Source organism: Colwellia sp. SU-HH01172 (assembly GCF_057553355.1).
In genome coordinates this window covers 59,360-80,184 of record NZ_BAAJMB010000002.1, presented here as the reverse complement: position 1 = coordinate 80,184, position 20,825 = coordinate 59,360, and the positions used below count along the sequence as shown (strand labels likewise).

The window sequence follows — 20,825 nt, the reverse complement described above, 5'->3', positions numbered from 1 at the left end:
TTATTAACCTTGTTGTTTGACAATAAAGTTTTCCACTACTTTTGATACGTCATGATGCACGTCTTGCATAGCTTGGCTCGCATCAATAATATCGGTAGTATCTGAGGCAGAAGCTAAAGCAAGATACTTATTTCGAACCCGCTCAAAAAACTCAATTTTTTCTAATTCTATACGATCAAGTTCACCGCGGGCTTGTGCTCTGCCCAAACCTAATTCGGGTGCTATATCTAAATACACAGTTAAATCAGGTGTAAAGCCTTTTAAGGTAACATCCGCAATCGCATTCATTATTGAATCATCAAATTGTCTACCACCACCTTGATAGGCGCGTGAAGATAGATCATGACGATCACCTATGACCCAAGTTCCTTGCGCTAATGCCGGCAAAATTCTATTTGCTAATAGTTGACTGCGACTGGCATACATTAACAATAACTCAGTTTCTTGCGTAAGCACTTCATCATGACTTGCTGACTTCACTATATCTCGTAAAGACTCAGCCAACGGTGTTCCGCCGGGCTCTCGTGTCTTTATAAAAGCAATGCCATGTTGTGCTAATACCGTTTCAATAACACTAATTGCTGAAGACTTTCCGGCACCTTCTATGCCCTCGACAACAATAAACTTTCCTTTTGAACTCATTCATTTAACCCTAATTTATTTCTTTAGCTGATATTTTTTTACAGCACGATTGTGATCTTTTAAGTTAGTGGTGAAGATATGTTCACCATTGCCATTACTGACAAAATATAAGTAATTTGTTGTTGCCGGAGCAAAAGCCGCATCTAAAGCATTTTTACCTGGCATAGCGATTGGCGTAGGCGTAAGCCCTTTTATTTTACGGGTATTATACGGCGTTTTATCACGTAAATGCTTATATTTAATATCGCCGTAATAATTCTCACCTAAGCCATAAATAACCGTGGGATCGGTTTGTAGACGCATTTTTTTGTGAAGTCGGTTAATAAAAACAGAAGCAATAATTTCATGCTCGGCATACTTACCACTCTCTTTTTCAATGATTGATGCCATAGTTAACGCTTCATGCTTGGTTTTATAAGGTAAGCTGACATCGCGGTTTTGCCAACGCTTATCAAGTTCTTGTAGCATTTTATCATGTGCTCGATTAAGAATATCAAGATCTGAATCACCTAATGAAAAAGCGTAAGTATCTGGATAGAAGTAGCCTTCAGGGTTTTTAACATCAATGTTAAATTGTTGTGCAAATAAATTTAGCGCTTGCATCTTTTTGTCATTGTTGACAAATGAAACGGCAAATTCATTAGTTTCGCCTTCAGTTAAAATCGCCGGTAACTCGTGGCTTATATTTTTAGTTTTTGCTAGTAATTCAAACCATTGTTTTATTGACGTACCTTCAATAAAGGTAATGCTAAATTGATGTTCTTTACCCGCAACAACTTGTGATAATAAAGTCTGTGTATTGGTTTTAGCTAATACTTGATATGTGCCTGCTTTTATCTTTGCCAATTCAGGATATAGCCTGACGTAATTTCGTAGCCAAAATCTATTTTTCAACCAACCTTTTTTAACTAATAAACGAGAAAATTGATGAAATGAACTACCTTCTTCTACCGTTATCAACTGATTTTCAGCTAAGTTAAGCGGTTGTTTTACTTGATAAAGCGTATTTCCAACTAAGTAGCCTGCAATCAAAAATATGGCTACGGTAACCAACAAAATAACTTTTTTAATCATGATTAGTACTACTCATAGCTTTAGCTAACTCTATGCTTGCCCGTACAGACAATGAACGTTTATTGAAGGTATGCACAGGAACAATTCCCATAACACTATTGGTTATAATCATGGCTTGAATATTTTCAAGTTCCTCAATCTTGGCTTGAACTTCCTCAATGTCATAGGTTACCGACAACGTATTGATTATTTGTTGACGTTTTAGACCTGCAACACCTGAATCTACAAGTGTCGGCGTATACCAAGTGTGATTTTTCAACCAAAAGACATTCGAGCAACTTGCTTCAACAATAATGCCTTTACAATTAGTCACAAGTAAATCGTCTTCAGTTCTAGCGTTCAATTCCTCTCGGATCAATACTTGTTCAAGGCGATTAAGGTGTTTAATACCTGCTAGGCTTGGGTTGATGCCTAGTTGAAATTCACTAACTCCCATAGATATTCCATGTTTTTGCCAATCAAGATAATGCAAGGGAAAGCTGGAAAAGCTGACAATAGTATTACTTGATAACGTACCTTGGCGCGAATAACCTCGACCACCCTGTCCAGCGGTTATGATAACTTTAACAACCGCTTGAGAATATTGGCAGGCATTCTCTGTTAGCTCTTGTTCTATAAAATGCCAATCAGGCGCAGCAATATTAAGCCTTTTGCAACTCGTCACTAGCCGTTGTATGTGTTGTGATAAATGACATACCTGGCCATCAATCACGTTTGCGGTAGTAAAAACACCATCACCATAGGCTAAACCGCGATCACTAATCGCCAACTCACTCGCTTGTTGTCCATTTACACTGCAATAATACATTAAAGAATTTTCTAACAAAGTTAATTAAAAACATTATATGTTAAATCCTTGTTGGCAAAAATAAAAAAAGCCTGAATACTTAAAAAAGTAATCAGGCTTACACAATAAACAATTAAAATGAATTAATGCTTGTAATATCACTAGCGTTAATAAATTTAGAGTTTATACCTTTTTAAAGATCAATGAGCCATTTGTGCCACCAAAGCCAAACGAATTACACAATACATAATCTAAATTTACATCACGAGCAGTATGAGCAATATAATCAAGATCACAACCTTCATCAGGGTTATCTAAATTAATCGTTGGTGGTACCGCATTATTAGCCAATGCTTGAATACTAAATATCGCTTCGACTGAGCCAGCAGCACCTAATAAATGTCCGGTCATTGATTTGGTTGAACCAACCATCACGTTATTCGCTTGCTCACCAAACACTGATTTTACCGCATTAGTTTCGGCAATATCACCAGCAGGTGTCGATGTACCGTGTGCGTTGATATAACCAATTTTTGCAATATCAACTTTAGCGTCGTTAATGGCATTTGTCATTGCTAACGCAGCACCTGCGCCATCAGCTGGAGGTGATGTCATATGATAGGCGTCGCCACTCATGCCAAAGCCCGCAAGCTCGGCATAAATTTTTGCACCGCGCGCTTTCGCATGCTCATATTCTTCCAGCACTAATACACCAGCGCCGTCACCTAAAACAAAGCCATCGCGATCTTTATCCCAAGGACGAGAAGCTTGCTGCGGGGCATCATTACGTGTTGACATCGCACGTGCTGCGCCAAAACCGCCCATACCTAAAGTTGTTGAGGCCTTTTCTGCGCCACCAGCAACCATAGCATCAGCATCACCATAGGCGATCATACGTGCAGCATGACCAATATTGTGCACGCCACTAGTACAAGCGGTAACAATAGAAATGTTAGGTCCTTTCATACCAAACATAATTGATAAATGACCAGCAATCATGTTGATGATGGTAGAAGGAACAAAAAATGGTGATAACTTACGAGGGCCACTTTTTAATAGTTTTGCGTGGTTTTCTTCAATAAGACCTAAACCACCAATACCTGAGCCTACTGCGACGCCAATACGTTGGGCATTTTCGTCAGTAATTTCTATACCGGAGTCTTTAAGCGCTTGTACGCCTGCGGCGACACCGTATTGAATAAATAAGTCCATTTTTTTGGCTTCTTTACGAGCCATGTAGTCTTGTGCGTCAAAATCTTTGACTAAACCGGCAAACCGCGTTGGATACAATTCAGTATCAAAATGGGTGATATTTGAAATACCACTTTTGCCAAGTAATAAGTTTTGCCAGGTTGATTCAGGGCTGTTGCCTAAAGGGCTAAGCATGCCAAGACCGGTAACTACAACGCGTCTCATGAGATGTGCTGCCTCCGATAGAGTAGAATAATCGCGGGTATTGTAGCGAAAGTATGACTTAAGAAGGCTTAAGTTATAGCTTTGCTTCTCAATATTTTAAATATGATAAAAACAAATCAGGCGGTAATTAAACCGCCTGAAATCATCAACATTCGTTTACTTATGGCTAGCTATTACTGGTTAGCAGTAACGTAATCGATTGCCGCTTGAACTGTGGTGATTTTCTCAGCTTCTTCATCTGGAATTTCAGTATCAAATTCTTCTTCCAACGCCATTACTAATTCAACAGTGTCTAAAGAGTCAGCACCTAAGTCGTCTACAAATGAAGCTTCAACTTTTACTTCATCTTCACTTACACCAAGTTGCTCAATAGTAATTTTTTTTACGCGTTCTTCGATAGTACTCATTTTTTTTCCTTTACTAGAAAATACAATTTTTCAAAATTGTGTGTAGTTTATTCGTCAAAAGCCAACCATGCAAGCTTCTAATTTTACTTTCTCGCTGGTCTAACCTGTTGACTGTTTATAATTTATTCGAATTTAACACAAAGTCGCCAAAAAGCGAACACTTGTTAAACCATGTACATGCCACCATTTACGTGCAAAGTTTCGCCCGTAATATATGCCGCAGAGTCTGACGCTAAGAAAGCAACAGCATTGGCAATTTCTTCCGGCTTACCTAAACGGTTTGCGGGAACTTGTGCAAATATACCTTCTTTTTGCTCATCTGTAAGTGTTTGTGTCATATCGGTATCAATAAAACCTGGTGAAACGGTATTTACCGTAATACCACGAGACGCTACTTCACGTGCCAATGACTTAGTAAAGCCAATTAAACCGGCTTTGGCGGTTGCATAGTTAACTTGCCCAGCATTGCCCATAGTACCGACAACAGAGCCAATATTAATAATACGGCCATGACGCTTCTTCATCATTGAACGCAGCACGGCTTTACTAATTTTAAACACTGATGAAAGATTGGTATCAATAATATCATCCCATTCTTCGTTTTTCATACGCATCATCAAGTTATCACGCGTAATGCCTGCGTTATTGACTAAAATATCAACGGCACCGTGATTTGCTTTGATAACATCAAACATGGCACTGATTGAGTCGTCATCAGTAACATTAAGCACTAAACCGCAGTTTTCACCCAAATATTCGCTGATATTTGCCGCGCCATGCTCTGATGTTGCAGTACCGATAACGGTAGCACCTAACGTTTTTAATTGTGTTGCGATCGCTTTACCTATGCCACGGCTAGCACCGGTCACTAAAACAACCTTTCCATCTAATGAAAACATATTTTTATTACTCTACTGATTCTAATGCTTTAGTTAATGACGCACTGTCATTAACAGATTGACAACTAATAGTTTTATCGATGCGTTTTAGCAAACCTTGTAACACTTTACCTGGCCCTGCTTCTATCGCTTGCTCAATACCATTACTTGCTAAATATTGAATAGTTTCTGTCCAACGTACCGGACTATATAACTGTTTAATTAAGGCGGTTTTAATCGCTTGCGCTGAGTTTTCAATGGCTACGTCAACATTATTAACTACTGAAATAGTCGGCGTATTAAAGGTGATGTTATTGAACTCTTCAGCTAATTTGTCAGCCGCGTCTTTCATCAAGGCACAATGAGATGGCACACTAACTGGCAAAGGCAATGCTCTTTTAGCACCGGCTGCTTTACATAGTTCGCCAGCACGTTCAACCGCAGCTTTATTACCGGCAATAACTACTTGACCAGGCGAGTTGAAGTTAACGGCAGAAACCACCTCACCTTGCGCGGCTTGTTGACAAGCTTCGATGATTTTATCATCAGCTAAGCCAATAATAGCGTACATAGCACCGGTACCTGCTGGTACAGAAGCTTGCATAAACTCACCACGTTTCTCAACTAGTTTAACCGCGTCAGCTAATGAAAAGACACCAGCACACACTAATGCCGAATACTCACCTAAACTGTGCCCAGCTAAAATTGCTGGTTGAGCTGATGTTGACGCTTGCCATAAGCGCCAAATGGCAACACTCGTGGTTAATAATGCTGGTTGGGTAAAGTTAGTTTGGTTTAATTTCTCAACAGGCCCCTGCTGAACTAATTGCCACAAATCATAACCTAAAGCTTCAGATGCCTCAGAAAATGTATTTTGCACAATTTCGTGATCAACAAAATCAGCTAGCATGGCTAGTGACTGTGAACCTTGACCAGGAAAGACAAACGCTAAATTGTTTTGCATTGTTAGACCTAAATTATTTTAATGTTTTAAATTTGTGCAGTATAAGAAACAAATCTTATACCCAAGTAATTCTTTCAGAAAAGTTAAACATATTGCCACAAAGTAACTTTAGTCTTTATGGCAAAAGTTATGTTCAAGCTGATCTTTAATTTTTGTTGGTACTTGCCGCTCGACTTCTGTAACAGCTTCTAAAATCGCGGTATAAAAAGCAGTAACATTGGCGTTACCATGGCTTTTTACCACAATACCGCGCAATCCTATCAAACTTGCACCGTTATACTGGTCGGGGTTCATGGGTTTAAACAGTTTTTTTAACGTACTTGACAATAATTTACCTAGAATACGGGCTAAAAAGTGCTTTTTAATGATTTCTTGTAATTGTTTATAGACCATTCTTGCCACACCTTCACAAGTTTTCAGTGCAACGTTGCCGACAAAACCATCACAAACAATAACATCAGCTTTATTAGTAAAAATATCATTACCTTCTATAAAGCCAATATAGTTAATATCTTCATTTGCAGACAAATAACTAGCGGTTTGTTTTATATGGTCACTACCTTTGTTATCTTCCTCGCCCATGTTCAATAACGCCACTTTAGGTCTTTCAATGCCATCGACTTCCGTCGCCATGACCGAGCCCATAATGGCAAATTGATATAAGACATTAGAGTCACAAAAAACATTAGCCCCCAAATCCAACATAAAAACATGCTTTTTAACATTATTTGTTGGCAAGGCTGAAATCAGTGCGGGTCGTTCAACGCCGGGTAATGTTTTTAGCACAAAGTGCGCCATGGAAAACAATGCGCCAGTATTGCCAGCACTCACACAAGCTTGTGCTTGGCCTTCATGCACTAAATCAAGCGCTTTTCGCATTGATGATTGCTTTTTATAACGTAAGGCAAAAATAGGTTTATCATCCATGGCAACAACTTCAGTTGTCGGAAATATTGAAATTCTTGGATGAGGATAGAGTTGCTTTTTCTTGAGTGACTCAACAATGACGGATTCGTCACCACAAAGCAATAAATGTAGATGTGGTAAATTTTCTACTGCCAGTATAGCAGCAGGAAGTGTTACAAGGGGGCCTTGATCGCCCCCCATAACATCTAACGCTATGGTTAGATTAATCAAAATAATCGTTACAGATTACTTATTGATTACTTTAACACCTTTGTAAAAGCCATCAGCTGTTACATGGTGACGACGATGAGTTTCACCAGATACTGGATCTGTTGATAAATGCTCTGCCGTTAATGCGTCATGTGAACGGCGCATGCCACGTCTTGAACGAGACTTTTTGCTCTTTTGAACTGCCATTGCCTACTCCTAAAAATTCGGTTATTAGCTAAAATTTAAACTACTTAAGTTTTTTTAATACGTCAAATGGATTCGGTTTATCTAGCTCTTCCGGCAATTCCCCCCAAACACTATCAGCCGGAGACTGACAATCTTCAATGGAATGCCTTGGAATTAATGGAATTGCAAGCAATAGCTCGTCTTCCACTAATTCACGCAAGTTAACTTCACCATTTTCATCTAATTCAATTGCGTCATAATATGACGGCAATTCAGCTTCAGCATCAGCGTCTTTCACCGGACTAAAAGTAAAGCTTACTTCTAATGCCAAGTCGAACCCTTCAGTACATCGCTGACAAGTTAATGTAACCGTTGCCGATGCTGCGCCTGATATTGCTACCAAACCCTGCTCATCCACACTAAAATTAACATTTACCTGCACTTGCTCACTTCGCGCTTCACACACAGCAAGCAATCTATTCATCCCAGATACTTCAAAGTATCCGTCACACACTAACTTTCGTTGTGCGCTTCTAGATGGGTCTATCGTTATCGGGAGTTTAAGATTTTTCATAAGGCGCGCATAATAAAGTGCCTACTGGCTTGTGTCAAAAGAAAAATAGCTAATTTTGTTTAAAAATTCAAGATAGCCCATATATTAACTGCAATCTGTTTATATTTTGAGTGATATTAATGAAAAAACTAGTTTTAGGCTCGACCTCTCCTTTTCGCAAAGAAATTCTTACTAAGCTAAATCTGCCTTTTGAGTGTGCAAAGCCTGATATTGATGAAACAGCCTTAGACAATGAATCTCCTGTCGAATTAGTTGAACGACTGGCAATTGAAAAAGCCCAAGCGGTTGCCAATGAATATCCTGACGCGTTAATTATTGGCTCTGATCAAGTGGCAATGTGTGATGGTGAAATCCTCGGTAAGCCACATAATTTTGAAAATGCCGTTAAACAGCTTGAAAAATTCAGCAATAAAACCGTGGTATTTTATACTGGCCTTTGTGTTTACGATAGCGGCTTAGATTATACCACAGCATTAATAGAACCTTTTCTGGTCCACTTTAAAGAACTTTCATACGCAGAGATTGAAAATTACTTACATGCCGAGCAACCATACAATTGTGCGGGTAGTTTTAAAAGTGAAGGCCTAGGCATTTGTTTATTTGAAAAACTTGAAGGCAATGACCCTAACAGCTTAATTGGCTTACCGCTGATCAAACTTGTTGAGTTATTAAAGCAACATGGTGTTGATGTTTTAGCTGAGCAGTAATATACAGCTGCACTTGATTCCATAAAGGTCTTACGCACTCCTTATGCTCTATACATGGCAATTCACAGCCATGTGACAGTGACATACGTACTTCCTGTCCATCGCCACTCATTCACATCCATGTGACTTTGGCATACGTACTTCCTGTACATAAAAAAGCCGTACTATATAAGCACGGCTTTAATGACAACGTTAACCAATAGTATTATTACAATAAATTAGTTAGCAAATAATGCTTGGATTTCTGCTAATGAATCAACAATAACCTGTGGTTGGTATGATGCCAATATTTCTTTATCATGCACACCGTAAGTTACACCTATGCTGGCAACGCCGGCACGGCGCGCCATTTCTAAGTCATAGCTAGTGTCACCTATCATTATTGCTTTCTCAGCGGGAATTGATAGTTCCGCTAAAATACTCGTGATCATTTCAGGATCCGGCTTAGACAATGCTTCATCAGCACAGCGTGAGGTGTGAAAAAAGTGTTTTGTGTCACTTAACTGCCAAACCCTTTCCAACCCTTCCCGAGCTTTACCCGTTGCAACAGCTAACAGTTTATTATTCTCTCGTAACTGAGATAATAAATGCACAGCATCATTAAAGAGTGGTGTCGGCGTTTTATCAACAGCAACATAATGATGCTTATACTGTGCAATAACTTCTACTGCTTGTTGCTCATTACAACTTGGGAATAAAGTTGCAACCGCTTTAGGTAAACTTAAGCCAATAATATTTTTAACACTATCAGCACTTGGAATAGTTAATTCAACTACTTTCGCTGCTGATTGCATACAAGAAACAATACGAGCCACCGAATCCATTAAAGTGCCGTCCCAGTCAAAAATAACCAGTTCATAATTATTCATATAAAGATCCAAGCTTTCTAATTTTATGCTTTGGTTAATTTTGATAGTAACTTTTCTAATGATGGTTCTAGCGGCGCTTCAATTTTCATACGTTCATTACTTAATGGATGAGTAAATTCAATGCTCGCGGCATGTAAAAATAAACGTTTTAGCCCGAGGTTTTTCATTTCAAGGTCAAAATCTTCATGGCCATATTTGGCATCACAAGCAATAGCATGACCTTTAGTTTGACAATGAACACGAATTTGATGAGTACGACCGGTAACAGGAAACGCTCTTACAAGTGTGGCATTCTTGTAATGCTGAATAACTTTATAACGGGTTTCAGACTCTTTACCGTTAATGTTATCAACCACCACCACACGCTCACCTGACTTTAAATCATTTTTCTTTAAACCTTCAGTAACACGCGTTAACTTTGTCGACCAACGCCCTTTTACTAAGGCATGATAAAACTTTTGTACAGTTTTATTTCTCAATTGCTCATGTAAGTTTCTCAGCGCAGAGCGCTTTTTGGCAACAACTAAACAACCAGAAGTATCGCGGTCAAGACGATGTACTAACTCTAACATACGTGCGTCAGGGCGAAGCGCTCTTAAGGCTTCGATCAAGCCAAAACTTAAACCACTTCCACCATGTACTGCCATACCAGACGGCTTATTGATAACAATTAAGCGCTCATCTTCAAACAATATTTGCTTTTCCAAATTTGCCACAACATTTAATTGCGTAGAAACCGTATTGGTGTTTTCAGATACGCGAATAGGCGCAACACGAATAATATCTTCATCAACTAATTTATATTCAGGCTTAATGCGTTTTTTGTTGACACGAATTTCACCTTTTCTTAGTAATCGATAAATCATGCTTTTTGGCACACCTTTTAAGGTTTTTAACAAAAAGTTATCGATACGCTGTCCGGCATCTTCACTGTCTATGGTAATAAATCTAACTTGCGGTCTTGGGCTATCGGTCATAAGGCTTATACGATGAACATTAATTGACGGCAGTTTAACATATTTTTTTTGCTTTTCGGGCAATTAAAACGTGGATTTAATTGGCTTATCTGGAAATAAAGTGTGATAATAGTGTGGTTACCGCTATAATTTAGCCGTAATAATTAAAAAGGATGCTTTAAGCGAAACGTAAGAGGCAAAATGCGGCCACGTTAATATCAGACAGTTTGATAAACACTCTATTGAGAAATCAATGTTGAGATATTAAAAGTAAGGCCTATTGCGAAATTGACGCGAGTAACTTGTCAAAAACACCGCATAAACATATTGTCCAGCGCAATAAAGCGATTATGTAATTAAACAGAATAATTAAGTCCAATTTTCTACCGTTAAGTTATTAGAAAACACGATAAAACTATCGAACTAAAATTAACGATAAACTTAATTTTCTGTTGCGCACAGCACACTGGCTGAGCACATAAAGAATCAATTTCACTGCGGTGTATACACCGCAGTTATAATAGACAATCAGAATTTTTAACAGCTTGCTGCGTAATATGGCGTAGCAAGATTGACACCCGTGAGGCTGACAAAATGCTGTTACCATAGCGATAGATTGCTTTGTGTTCTAGGCAATGGTGTGTTGTGACTAAAATGAGTCACACAAACTATGAAACGTATGTTAATTAATGCTACACAATCTGAAGAATTGCGTGTAGCACTTGTCGATGGTCAACAACTTTACGATTTAGATATCGAAAGCCCAGGTCACGAACAAAAAAAATCAAATATCTACAAAGCGAAAATCACCCGTATTGAACCGTCGTTAGAAGCCGCGTTCGTTGATTACGGTGCTGATCGTCACGGTTTCTTACCAATGAAAGAAATCGCTCGTGAATACTTTCCTAAGGGCTATAGCTTCCAAGGCCGTCCAAATATCAAAGAAGTATTGCATGAAGGTCAAGAAGTTATCGTGCAAATTGATAAAGAAGAGCGCGGTCAAAAAGGTGCAGCACTAACAACCTTTATTAGCTTAGCGGGCAGTTACTTAGTACTTATGCCAAATAATCCTCGTGCTGGTGGTATTTCACGCCGTATTGAAGGTGATGAACGTACTGACCTAAAAGCTTCATTAAGTAAACTAACTCTACCTAAAGGCATGGGCCTTATTGTTCGCACCGCTGGTGTTGGCAAAGATTATGAAGAGCTAGAGTGGGATTTAAATGTATTATTGCACCATTGGAATGCAATTTCAGAAGCTGCTGCCAGTCGCCCTGCTCCGTTTTTAATTCATCAAGAAACCAACGTCATTTTGCGTGCTATTCGTGACTATTTACGTCGCGATATTGGTGAAGTTTTAATTGACCGTCCAAAAACATTTGAAAGTGTGAAAAAACACATTGAAATCGTGCGTCCAGACTTTTTAAGTAAAGTTAAGTTATATACTAATGACGTGCCACTATTCACCCATTATCAAATTGAAACGCAAATTGAATCAGCGTTTCAACGTGAAGTACGCTTGCCTTCTGGTGGTTCAATCGTTATTGATCCAACAGAAGCGATGACGTCAATTGATATCAACTCTGCCCGCGCAACTAAAGGCAGCGATATTGAAGAAACCGCTTTTAATACCAACTTAGAAGCTGCTGAAGAAATTGCCCGTCAATTACGCTTACGTGATTTAGGTGGCTTAGTGGTTATCGACTTTATCGATATGACCCCTGTTCGTCATCAACGTGAAGTTGAAAACCGTATGCGTGATGCTGTACGTCAAGATAGAGCTCGCATCCAATTAGGTCGCATCTCTCGATTCGGCTTACTTGAAATGTCACGCCAACGTTTACGCCCGTCAATTGGTGAAACTAGCCAAGGTGTTTGTCCGCGCTGTAATGGTACCGGCCACGTTCGTGGTGTTGAGTCTTTAGCATTGTCGGTATTGCGTTTAATGGAAGAAGAAGCCATTAAAGACAATACTCAGCAAGTACAAGCGCAAGTACCTGTTCCGGTTGCCACTTACTTATTGAATGAAAAACGTCGTTCTGTTTTTCATATCGAAAAACATCACAGTGTTCATATTCTAATTATTCCTAATCCGAATATGGTGACACCACAGTACGAAGTTGTTCGGATCAGAAAAGACGAGAGTATTGAAGAAGCGAGCTATGATGTTTCTGTTAAACAAGCAGCACCTGAAGAAGCGGTAATGCCAAAGTTTGACAAAGAAGCAAGTAAGCGTGATGAACCTTTACTACAAGGCATGTCTTCACCTAAACAAGCGCCTAAGCAAGCGCCTAAGCAAGCGGCAACACCAGCTGTTAAAACCGAAAAAACTGTCGAATCTAAAGGTCTATTCTCTGGTATTGTTACTTGGGTTAAATCATTATTTGCTGCTGAAGAAGAAGTAAAACCTGTTGCTCCTAAGAAGCCACAGCGTAATACCCCTAAAAGTGGTGAACGTCGTCAACAGCGTGGTCGTCAAGGTCAACGACGAAATAATCGTAACGAGAACCGTGGTGACAACCGAAACGACGCTCGTAATGACAAGCGTAAGCAACAAGATGTTAATGACGTAAAAGATAATAAGCAAAATAAAACCGCTAAGCCACAAAAAGAACGCGTTCAAAAGCCAAAAGAAGAAAAGGTTGCTGAGCGTCGTCAACGTCGTAATAACCGCAAAAAAGTTCGCGTAAATAACAAAGAGCAAGCTGCTGGTAATACTGACAATAAAAATACCGCGGTTACTACTTCACCTGCTGTAGAAAAGCCAGTGCAAGATAAAGCCGTTGCTGTTGAAGCAAATACAAACCTTGAAAGCACTACGGTTGAGCAAACTGCCAACAAGACAAAGGAAGAGCAACGTCCAAGAAGCCGTCGTTCTCCTCGTCATATGCGCGCACATGGGCAACGTCGTCGTCAAAATTCTGATGCTGTTGATGCAAAAGCTGAAATTACTGAAGATCCGGTAACGACACGTTACCCAGAAAAGCAGCATGTTAAATCTTTTAACGAAGCTAATGAAGCCAAACCTTCAGAAGAAATCGCTACTTCAGACGCTGCTATTGAGAAAGTTGCCAAGCAAGAAACTGTTATTGCAACAGAAGCTAATAACAACGTTGTAAATGAAGTTCAACAAAACTTACCGTTTGATGAGCCTGCAACAACAGAGCAAGTGAGCACTGAAACTGAAGTAGCGGCGACTGTCGAAACTCCAGTTGTTGAAACATCGGTTGTTGAAACTCCTGCAGTTGATGCACCAGTCACTGAAACACCTGTTGTTGAAGCACCAGTCACTGAAGCGCCAGTTGTTGAAACTAAAGTAGCAGCTATAGATGAGACGGTTCAACCAGTATTAGAGTCTTCTACTATCGTTGAGCAACAAGCTGAAAGTGTAAAAGTTGATGAAATTATTACACCACCAGCTAATGTAGAGTCAACAAATAAAGCACCTAAAGCAGAAGTACAAGCTGAAGAAAAACCTAAAAAGGTTCGCGCTAAAGTGAAAAACATTAAGCGTAAAGTTAGAGCTGCGTCAGGTAAGGCTGCAGGTAAAGCTTCAGCACCGATGACGAAACCGGAAACAATCGTCAGTAACGGTACTATCCCAACAGACTTTGTTGCTAGTGAACAACGTTTAGCCCATAGTAAATCTGAAAAATCAGCAATGATTGCTCATGTCACTAGCCGACATTCAGCCGGTCCAACTAAGCCAAGTTTGGATTAGTTAATAGCTTGAGCATTAGTTAGAAAATAAAAAGCCAATTGTAAAAATACAATTGGCTTTTTTTATGGTTTACTTTTTACTTCAGCGTTGCGTAATAAGACGAACCAATAACAAACTTGCAATACGAAAAATGAGCTAAATGCCTTCCAAATCTCGCTGTTATGAAAATATATGCCTTAACTTGTTAAGCGCTTAATTAGCCCATCGCTAGCGTCTTCAACTAAATCTAAAACATATTGAAAACCCCGCGCACCACCATAGTAAGGATCGGGTACTTCATGATCTTCAAAATTATCCGCGTAGTCCAAAAATAACTGAACTTTATGTTGGTATACTGAAGGTGCAACTTTCATTAAATCTTTTACGTTTTGCTCATCCATCGCCAAAATCAAATCAAAGCTACTAAAGTCCTTTTCAGTCACTTTTCGTGCCTTAATTTTATCAAACGAATAACCACGGGCAACACCAACTTTTTGAGCACGATGATCAGGTTTTTCTCTTGCATGCGAACCTATCGTTCCTGCAGAATCAATCGTCAGGGAAAGTGCTTTAGCTTTTTGACGAAAAACCGCTTCTGCACTAGGCGAGCGACATATATTGCCCATGCAAACGAAAAGTATGCTTTTTATTTCTTTATAATCCATATGTAAAATCACTATTTCTTTGAAATCAGGACCTTTGACTATCCAACATAGATAAACTACAGCATGCTCAATATATCGCCCGTCATTAACGTTAAGCGTTCAAAAACGAATAAAGAATAAGTTTATGTTGAAATCTAGTTTGAATCAAAAAGAATTTTGTATTATTAAATAGCCTTTACTCTGGTAAACCATGGTTTTATAGAATGTCATACTCAACAGTCACCAAATTCACAACGAAAGCATGATTAGGATATAGATAACGATACTGGCGAAGATGAAATTAGTTGTTGAGTATTTGAATAGCTAAGAAAGTTGCAATCACGGCAAAACATCTTGATTTTGAGGTGGGTAGGATAATTTGCTAGCCTAAATTTTTCGTCATAAATAAAATCTTCGTTTACTATTAACCAATTAAATTGTCCCTTTACAAAATGACTAACTGTAAAGGGACTCAATATATTATTGCTTTAAAGCCCGCATCGGAGGAATTGAGCTTGCTCGCCATGCTGGTAGTAAACAGGCAATAGTTGAAATAGCTAATAAGCTTAATAAAGCCATCGTATAGATAACGCTATCAAAGCTATCAATATCAAATAGCTGTTGTGCTAGCCAGTCACCGCTAAAATAAGCTGCTATGAGGCCAACCGCTAAGCCAATGAGTGTGAGTTTTATACCGTAAGACATAATCAGCATTAATACCTTAGATTTATCAGCGCCAATTGCCATACGAATTCCTATTTCCCTTGTTCGTAGATTAACCATGTAGCTCATTACACCGCTGACACCACTAATAGTAATAACTAGTGCAATAACAGAGAAAATGGTAAGCAATTGTGCTAAAAATCGCTGCAATGAAACTGAATTGTTCGCGGCTTGCTGTAAGGTTTCAAATTTAGACAGTGGTTGACGACTATCTAAGCGCGCGACAATAGCCTTAAAATCCTGCCCAAAAGATACGGCCTGCGAACTGTCATGCTTAGCAAGCACCGCAATATGCGCCACAGCTGCTTGCGCCATAGGTAAGTATATTTGAAAACTAGGTTCAACAGCTGCACCGTGTTCATAAATGTTTTCGACAACGCCAACAATAGTTACCCAACTCTCTCCCTGATCTAAAGATATATTATGATTAATTGCACTTTCATTTGGCCACCATTGTAGTGCCAATTTTTCATTAATAACGGCAACGTTCGCGGCTTTGTCATCATCATCTATAGTAATAGTTCTTCCTTGAACTAATTGGCTGCCAATAGTTTCAAAATAACCGTCAGTTATTGGCCTTATAAAGGTATTAGGCAGTACTTCATCAGGGTTAAAGTCTCTGTCATCAAGTTGTACAGCTTGGCGTCTTAAATTATAACGACCAGCCACGGTATCATTTGGGTAAGTCATACTTGCAGTAGAAGATGTTACATAAGGTAGTTTCCTTACTTCTTGCAAAATTTGTTGTGATATTTGCCATCTTACTTGAGGGCTATTGTAAACGGTCCAATTAAGGTCGACTTGTGCAATTTCAACATTGCGACTATTAAAACCAACATCGACACTCTGTAAATTGTTTAAGCTTTTAATGGTTAAGCCTGCTGAAATCAACAAGGTCAATGATAAAGCAAATTGAAATACTAAAAGCGTGTTTCTCAACACTCCATGATCTGTAGAATAAGACGACTTACCACCTTCTTTTAAAGAACTCACTAAATTGATTTTACTAAAACTGGGGACGATACCAGCGATGACGCCTGATATCGTTGAAATACTCAATGCGAACCACATCACATTACTATCGATACTAATTTCACTTGCGAGGCTACTAAAATTACTAGCAAAGTCTTTTAAATAATCAAGTCCTAAATAAGCAAAGACTAACCCTAATCCACCACCAATTAATGATAATAACAGACTTTCAGTGAGCAATAATTGAGCAAGTCTAGCTTTACTTGCCCCTAAAGACGAACGTACCGCAAATTCGCGTTTTCGTTTAGCATGCTGAGACAAGGTTAAATTCGTCACATTAGCCGAAGCGATTAAAAATAATAGTATCGTTGTCGCTAATAAAGTATACAAATATGGTCGGCTGCTTTTCACCAATTCTTCGTGCAACGATAAAGCCTTAGCACTAATATCAGCATCCTCACCGTAAGCCTCTGGAAACGTGTTACTTAAGCGTTTTGCTATACTGGCGACTTCACTATTAACATCTGCCAAGCTATGATTATCTTTGATTTTGGCAAAACCAGACATCATGCGCATCCCCCGATTAGATAACGCATGTTCGCCACTACGCCACGGACATGAAGGTATTGCCATGAAAACATCATTTACATCAGGAAATTGCGGAAAATGGGGCAGTACACCAATGATTTTATGGCTACGATTATTAAACTCAACACTTTGGTCGATAATGTTCATTTCACCATTAAATTCACTTTGCCAAAATTCGTAACTTAACACGACTAATGGCTCAGCGCCGATATCATCCTCACTTTCGGTAAACGTGCGTCCTAATATGGGAGTGAGGTTTAGCATATTGAAAAAGTTTGATGAAACCACTGCCGTTCTTACTCGAATTGGATCACCATGACCGTACATAGTAAAGGTCATATTATGGTACTCAGCCATTTCTTCAAAGGTGCTAGCCTGGGTTTGATAATCAAGCATTTCGGTGACTGAGAACCCATATGTTTGATCTTTAGCTAAATCTCGTTGCTGTAACACCACTAATCTTTCACTATCTTTAAATGGCGTTGCTTGAAATAAGAGACCATTAACCACCGAAAATATTGCGGTTGTCGCGCCAATACTTAATGCCAGCGTAATGATAATAATTATCGTTGTCAGCGGCTGGGCAATAAGTCGATTTAACGCATAGCGTACATCGATAACGATATTTTCAACAAGGTTAACTTGTTCTTTATGGAGCTCAGTTCCTTCAGTTATTACATTTTCCTTTGACATGCTAAGCTCCTACCGGCATTGCACTTAGAATTTCGCCAACATCATCGGCTGAGGTATTTTTGCTATTAGCCTGCCCATTCGATTCATCATTATTAACCACTTTACCATCAAATAAATGAATGGTTCGTTTGGCAAAATGAGCATAACGGCTATCATGAGTCACCATACAAATAGTCACCCCCTGCTGATTCAACTCAGATAACAATTGCATGACTGAATCACCATTAACTGAATCCAAATTACCTGTAGGTTCATCGGCCAACAGTAAGGTTGGCGAGCCAACTAACGCTCTGGCTACTGCAACACGTTGTTGCTGCCCACCTGATAATTGATTAGGCAAATGCTGCGCACGCTCAGCCATGTTGACGCGTTTTAAGACTTGAGCTACCTGCTTTTTTCTTATGGCTTTATTAATGCCACGATAAATTAAAGGAAGTTCAACATTCTGGCTAACGCTCATGTCGCCAATTAAATTAAAGTCTTGAAAAATAAAGCCGATCTCTCTATTTCGCACTTTTGCCATTTGCGGCTCAGAAAGTTTAGCTACCGAGACATTACTAATGTTATATTCGCCACTTGAGGCTTTATCTAATAAACCAATAATAGATAACAGGGTAGACTTCCCGCCGCCTGACGGCCCTTGAACTGTGACGTAATCTCCTTGATTAATCGTCAATTCAACGTCTTTTAAGGCATGTGTTTCTGTGCCATCGGTTTGATAGACCTTACAAAGGTTTTTGATGTTAATTAGTGCTTTTGATGTTGTCATTGCTCTTTCACCTAAATTGTTATTTTCCAACGAAGACCAGAAACTTTCTGGCCTTGCTTTAATGGCCTCTCGCCAATATTTTTTTGATTGCTTTTACTACTGTATTTCAAGAGTTGGGAACTGCTGCAATTGGCTCGTGTCAGATAAGATCACTTGATCTCCTTCAGATAAACCCTTTAGCAACTGAATGTGATTGGTTGAACTTACACCAACAGTAACTTGCGTTCTCTGCGCTTGCGAGTCACCATTAAGTTTAAATAAAACTGTCGTTGAGCCACTTTTCCAATGTGTCGGCTTTTCCAGTAATAAAATATTTTCCAAACGATTAATTTCAACAATACCGTTTACTCTCAAATCGGGACGCACTTCATTTGGTAGGCTTTCTGGCAACTCGACGTCTATAGTAACGGTGCCATTGTTCACTGCGGGGTCAATACGAGCGACAACTCCGATAATTTTGCTTCGTCTTGTATCTATTTCAACGGATTGCCCGAGTTTAATGTCTTTTGCTTGGCTTTCTTGGACACGTAATTCAGCTTTTAAGCTTTTTTGATCAACAACTCGTGCAAGCGCAGTTCCTTGCGAAATCTCTTGTCCTTCTTCGACTGAAATACTTTGTAAAACTCCATGAATTTGTGCTCGAATATTAAGTTTTTCTACTTGCTCTTTTAACAATGTTACTTGCAGTAACTGCTGCTCGACCTTTGCTGCTTCAACATTAAGCAAACTACGTTGTAAACGTGGTAATTGTTGCAGTTCAAATAAGGCAATTTCAAGCTCTAACGTCAGCTTCTTTTCACGTAGTACAGCTTCACTATATTGATACAATGGTATGATTTTTTTGACACGCAACTGCTTTTTAACGTCCGCATCTTCTTGTGCTTGCTGTTTTTCCACTTCCAGCAGCTTTACATCGGCTTGTTGTTTTTGTAAGGCGGTTAGCTGCGTTTCTTTCAACGCATCTAATTGCGCTTGGGCAACTTTGTAGTCTATTTTTACTCGTTCATATCGTTGCGACAACTCTGGTGATGATAAGCGTAAGATTATGCTATCTGGGGTGACAATCGCCCCTGGCTCTAATTCTCGCTTTATCACTTTGGCACTCATTCGAGCAGACAGCCACTGCCTTCGTTTGGACACGAGATTACCTGGTGCTCTAACGTCTTCTACCAGGTTCCCCATGGCAACGGTGGAAAAAACTAAGCCTTCACGTTCTATCGACGCACTAACGTCTGTTTCACTGTTAGCCAAAGATAAAAACAATACCAAAAGTATTACCACAATAGAAAAAGCCATAATTGCGTAGCGTTTTACTGATTTTTGTGCTGTATTTTGTGCTTCGAGAATAGTTTGCATTGGTCACCGTGTTACTGACATTTTCGATGTCGGTAATATTGTTACTGTATAGGTATGCAAACATTAACGATGTTTTCGGCTAATTACTGACGCAATCGCTGAGATTCAATTTGCTGTCGATACAATGCAATATTTGTCGACAAACAAACAAGATAAAGGCATGTCATTGAAGCTATGGCGCCCGAATAGAAAAAAAGAGTGAACATTGACTAAAGCTCGTTATAGGTAACCGGCTTATCCATTATATTACTTCTTATAATGCTGCTGTACTTGACTGATAAAGTCGCGCCAAGTTCCTTTTGGCTGCCAAATCGCGTGCAATTGTCGCTTAGCGTCAGTTTCACTAATACCTAGCTGGGTGGTTTGATAAAGGTAGGCAAAAGCTGAAGCGCGGTAATTTAACTGACAATGTACCAACACTTTCTCATGCTGATAGTTATTCATTAGCTGAACAAATTTTTCGAAATCAGCTAACGTTGGACTATGCCAGTTAACCGGTATTTGCTCAAATGACATTGCCAAGGAATTCACTTGCTCCTGCTCTGCATCGAATTCTCCCGGTATCAAATTAATGATATGCTGATAACCATGCTCTTTTAATTGTACTAAGTCTGTTGTTTTTGGCATCCCTGCGCTAGCAAGTAACGGCGATAATTGGCGATAATTTTTGATTTTATTCAACTCATTACCAGAAATAACGGTATTACCCGAGCTATCACGACTGTCGATGGCAAGATTACCTTTTAAGGCGCTAGTATTAGTCACGGCATTAGAATTAGTCATAAACAGTAGTGTTAACATTAC

19 protein-coding genes are annotated in these 20,825 nt (G+C 39.3%); 2 read left to right on the top strand and 17 right to left on the bottom strand.

Going from position 1 to position 20,825, the window contains the following annotated elements; all coding sequences use genetic code 11:
- Positions 1-3 precede the first annotated feature (3 nt).
- From tmk to yceD, 10 genes are all read right to left on the bottom strand, one after another.
- Positions 4-642, bottom strand: coding sequence for a dTMP kinase (gene tmk / locus AC27JP_RS07445; RefSeq protein ID WP_487113626.1), 639 nt, complete (start codon positions 640-642; stop codon positions 4-6).
- Between the two features lie 15 nt (positions 643-657).
- Positions 658-1,716: an endolytic transglycosylase MltG gene (gene mltG, locus AC27JP_RS07440; RefSeq protein ID WP_487113624.1), complete on the bottom strand. Its 1,059-nt coding sequence runs from the start codon at positions 1,714-1,716 to the stop codon at positions 658-660.
- The gene (gene pabC, locus AC27JP_RS07435) at positions 1,709-2,524 is read right to left on the bottom strand and encodes an aminodeoxychorismate lyase (protein ID WP_487113622.1); all 816 of its coding nucleotides are present in this window, start codon (positions 2,522-2,524) and stop codon (positions 1,709-1,711) included. The genes mltG and pabC overlap by 8 nt, the downstream gene beginning before the upstream one ends.
- 162 nt (positions 2,525-2,686) lie before the next feature.
- Positions 2,687-3,919 (bottom strand): beta-ketoacyl-ACP synthase II, encoded by a 1,233-nt coding sequence (fabF, locus tag AC27JP_RS07430; protein WP_487113620.1) that lies wholly within the window; start codon positions 3,917-3,919, stop codon positions 2,687-2,689.
- A gap of 173 nt (positions 3,920-4,092) precedes the next feature.
- Positions 4,093-4,326, bottom strand: a complete 234-nt coding sequence (acpP, locus tag AC27JP_RS07425) for an acyl carrier protein (protein ID WP_077286054.1) — start codon at positions 4,324-4,326, stop codon at positions 4,093-4,095.
- A gap of 164 nt (positions 4,327-4,490) precedes the next feature.
- A complete protein-coding gene (fabG, locus tag AC27JP_RS07420) occupies positions 4,491-5,225 on the bottom strand; it encodes a 3-oxoacyl-ACP reductase FabG (RefSeq protein ID WP_487113618.1) in 735 nt (244 codons plus the stop codon).
- Between the two features lie 7 nt (positions 5,226-5,232).
- Positions 5,233-6,168, bottom strand: a complete 936-nt coding sequence (gene fabD, locus AC27JP_RS07415; RefSeq protein WP_487113616.1) for an ACP S-malonyltransferase — start codon at positions 6,166-6,168, stop codon at positions 5,233-5,235.
- A gap of 108 nt (positions 6,169-6,276) precedes the next feature.
- Positions 6,277-7,308, bottom strand: a complete 1,032-nt coding sequence (gene plsX, locus AC27JP_RS07410) for a phosphate acyltransferase PlsX (protein WP_487114357.1) — start codon at positions 7,306-7,308, stop codon at positions 6,277-6,279.
- A 12-nt stretch (positions 7,309-7,320) separates the two neighbouring features.
- Positions 7,321-7,491: a 50S ribosomal protein L32 gene (rpmF, locus tag AC27JP_RS07405; RefSeq protein WP_487081764.1), complete on the bottom strand. Its 171-nt coding sequence runs from the start codon at positions 7,489-7,491 to the stop codon at positions 7,321-7,323.
- 40 nt (positions 7,492-7,531) lie between these two features.
- Positions 7,532-8,044 carry a 23S rRNA accumulation protein YceD gene (yceD, locus tag AC27JP_RS07400; protein WP_487113614.1) on the bottom strand — a complete coding sequence of 171 codons (513 nt, stop codon included), beginning with the start codon at positions 8,042-8,044 and terminating at the stop codon, positions 7,532-7,534.
- A gap of 119 nt (positions 8,045-8,163) precedes the next feature.
- Between yceD and AC27JP_RS07395 the strand changes: the two genes are divergently transcribed.
- On the top strand, positions 8,164-8,751 hold the full coding sequence (locus AC27JP_RS07395; protein ID WP_487113612.1) for a Maf family protein: 588 nt from the start codon (positions 8,164-8,166) through the stop codon (positions 8,749-8,751).
- Positions 8,752-8,969: 218 nt separating this feature from the next.
- On the opposite strand, the gene AC27JP_RS07390 is transcribed toward AC27JP_RS07395, so the two are convergent.
- Positions 8,970-9,620: an HAD-IA family hydrolase gene (locus AC27JP_RS07390; protein ID WP_487113610.1), complete on the bottom strand. Its 651-nt coding sequence runs from the start codon at positions 9,618-9,620 to the stop codon at positions 8,970-8,972.
- Between the two features lie 23 nt (positions 9,621-9,643).
- Positions 9,644-10,597: a 23S rRNA pseudouridine(955/2504/2580) synthase RluC gene (gene rluC / locus AC27JP_RS07385; protein ID WP_487113608.1), complete on the bottom strand. Its 954-nt coding sequence runs from the start codon at positions 10,595-10,597 to the stop codon at positions 9,644-9,646.
- Positions 10,598-11,246: 649 nt separating this feature from the next.
- On the opposite strand from rluC, the gene rne reads away from it, so the two are divergent.
- A complete protein-coding gene (gene rne / locus AC27JP_RS07380) occupies positions 11,247-14,297 on the top strand; it encodes a ribonuclease E (protein WP_487113607.1) in 3,051 nt (1,016 codons plus the stop codon).
- A gap of 176 nt (positions 14,298-14,473) precedes the next feature.
- Here the strand turns inward: rne and AC27JP_RS07375 are convergent, their stop codons facing one another.
- From AC27JP_RS07375 to AC27JP_RS07355, 5 genes are all read right to left on the bottom strand, one after another.
- A complete protein-coding gene (locus AC27JP_RS07375; protein ID WP_487113605.1) occupies positions 14,474-14,941 on the bottom strand; it encodes a low molecular weight protein-tyrosine-phosphatase in 468 nt (155 codons plus the stop codon).
- Between the two features lie 459 nt (positions 14,942-15,400).
- Entirely contained in the window at positions 15,401-17,896 is a 2,496-nt protein-coding gene (locus AC27JP_RS07370; protein WP_487113603.1) for an ABC transporter permease, read from the bottom strand.
- A 1-nt stretch (position 17,897) separates the two neighbouring features.
- Positions 17,898-18,665, bottom strand: coding sequence for an ABC transporter ATP-binding protein (locus tag AC27JP_RS07365; protein ID WP_487113601.1), 768 nt, complete (start codon positions 18,663-18,665; stop codon positions 17,898-17,900).
- Positions 18,666-18,761: 96 nt separating this feature from the next.
- Positions 18,762-20,021, bottom strand: coding sequence for an efflux RND transporter periplasmic adaptor subunit (locus AC27JP_RS07360; protein ID WP_487113600.1), 1,260 nt, complete (start codon positions 20,019-20,021; stop codon positions 18,762-18,764).
- Positions 20,022-20,267: 246 nt separating this feature from the next.
- Positions 20,268-20,822: a protein tyrosine phosphatase family protein gene (locus tag AC27JP_RS07355; RefSeq protein WP_487113599.1), complete on the bottom strand. Its 555-nt coding sequence runs from the start codon at positions 20,820-20,822 to the stop codon at positions 20,268-20,270.
- Positions 20,823-20,825 lie beyond the last annotated feature (3 nt).

Excerpts from the sequence above, each read along its gene's own strand:
- AC27JP_RS07355 (WP_487113599.1), bottom strand. The coding sequence starts at position 20,822 with ATGTTAACACTACTGTTTATGACTAATTCTAATGCCGTGACTAATACT.
- AC27JP_RS07370 (WP_487113603.1), bottom strand. The coding sequence starts at position 17,896 with ATGTCAAAGGAAAATGTAATAACTGAAGGAACTGAGCTCCATAAAGAA.
- mltG (WP_487113624.1), bottom strand. The coding sequence starts at position 1,716 with ATGATTAAAAAAGTTATTTTGTTGGTTACCGTAGCCATATTTTTGATT.
- AC27JP_RS07365 (WP_487113601.1), bottom strand. The coding sequence starts at position 18,665 with ATGACAACATCAAAAGCACTAATTAACATCAAAAACCTTTGTAAGGTC.
- fabD (WP_487113616.1), bottom strand. The coding sequence starts at position 6,168 with ATGCAAAACAATTTAGCGTTTGTCTTTCCTGGTCAAGGTTCACAGTCA.
- rluC (WP_487113608.1), bottom strand. The coding sequence starts at position 10,597 with ATGACCGATAGCCCAAGACCGCAAGTTAGATTTATTACCATAGACAGT.
- pabC (WP_487113622.1), bottom strand. The coding sequence starts at position 2,524 with ATGTATTATTGCAGTGTAAATGGACAACAAGCGAGTGAGTTGGCGATT.
- rne (WP_487113607.1), top strand. The coding sequence starts at position 11,247 with ATGAAACGTATGTTAATTAATGCTACACAATCTGAAGAATTGCGTGTA.
- rpmF (WP_487081764.1), bottom strand. The coding sequence starts at position 7,491 with ATGGCAGTTCAAAAGAGCAAAAAGTCTCGTTCAAGACGTGGCATGCGC.
- AC27JP_RS07395 (WP_487113612.1), top strand. The coding sequence starts at position 8,164 with ATGAAAAAACTAGTTTTAGGCTCGACCTCTCCTTTTCGCAAAGAAATT.
- AC27JP_RS07390 (WP_487113610.1), bottom strand. The coding sequence starts at position 9,620 with ATGAATAATTATGAACTGGTTATTTTTGACTGGGACGGCACTTTAATG.
- tmk (WP_487113626.1), bottom strand. The coding sequence starts at position 642 with ATGAGTTCAAAAGGAAAGTTTATTGTTGTCGAGGGCATAGAAGGTGCC.
- fabF (WP_487113620.1), bottom strand. The coding sequence starts at position 3,919 with ATGAGACGCGTTGTAGTTACCGGTCTTGGCATGCTTAGCCCTTTAGGC.
- yceD (WP_487113614.1), bottom strand. The coding sequence starts at position 8,044 with ATGAAAAATCTTAAACTCCCGATAACGATAGACCCATCTAGAAGCGCA.
- AC27JP_RS07375 (WP_487113605.1), bottom strand. The coding sequence starts at position 14,941 with ATGGATTATAAAGAAATAAAAAGCATACTTTTCGTTTGCATGGGCAAT.
- fabG (WP_487113618.1), bottom strand. The coding sequence starts at position 5,225 with ATGTTTTCATTAGATGGAAAGGTTGTTTTAGTGACCGGTGCTAGCCGT.
- AC27JP_RS07360 (WP_487113600.1), bottom strand. The coding sequence starts at position 20,021 with ATGCAAACTATTCTCGAAGCACAAAATACAGCACAAAAATCAGTAAAA.
- acpP (WP_077286054.1), bottom strand. The coding sequence starts at position 4,326 with ATGAGTACTATCGAAGAACGCGTAAAAAAAATTACTATTGAGCAACTT.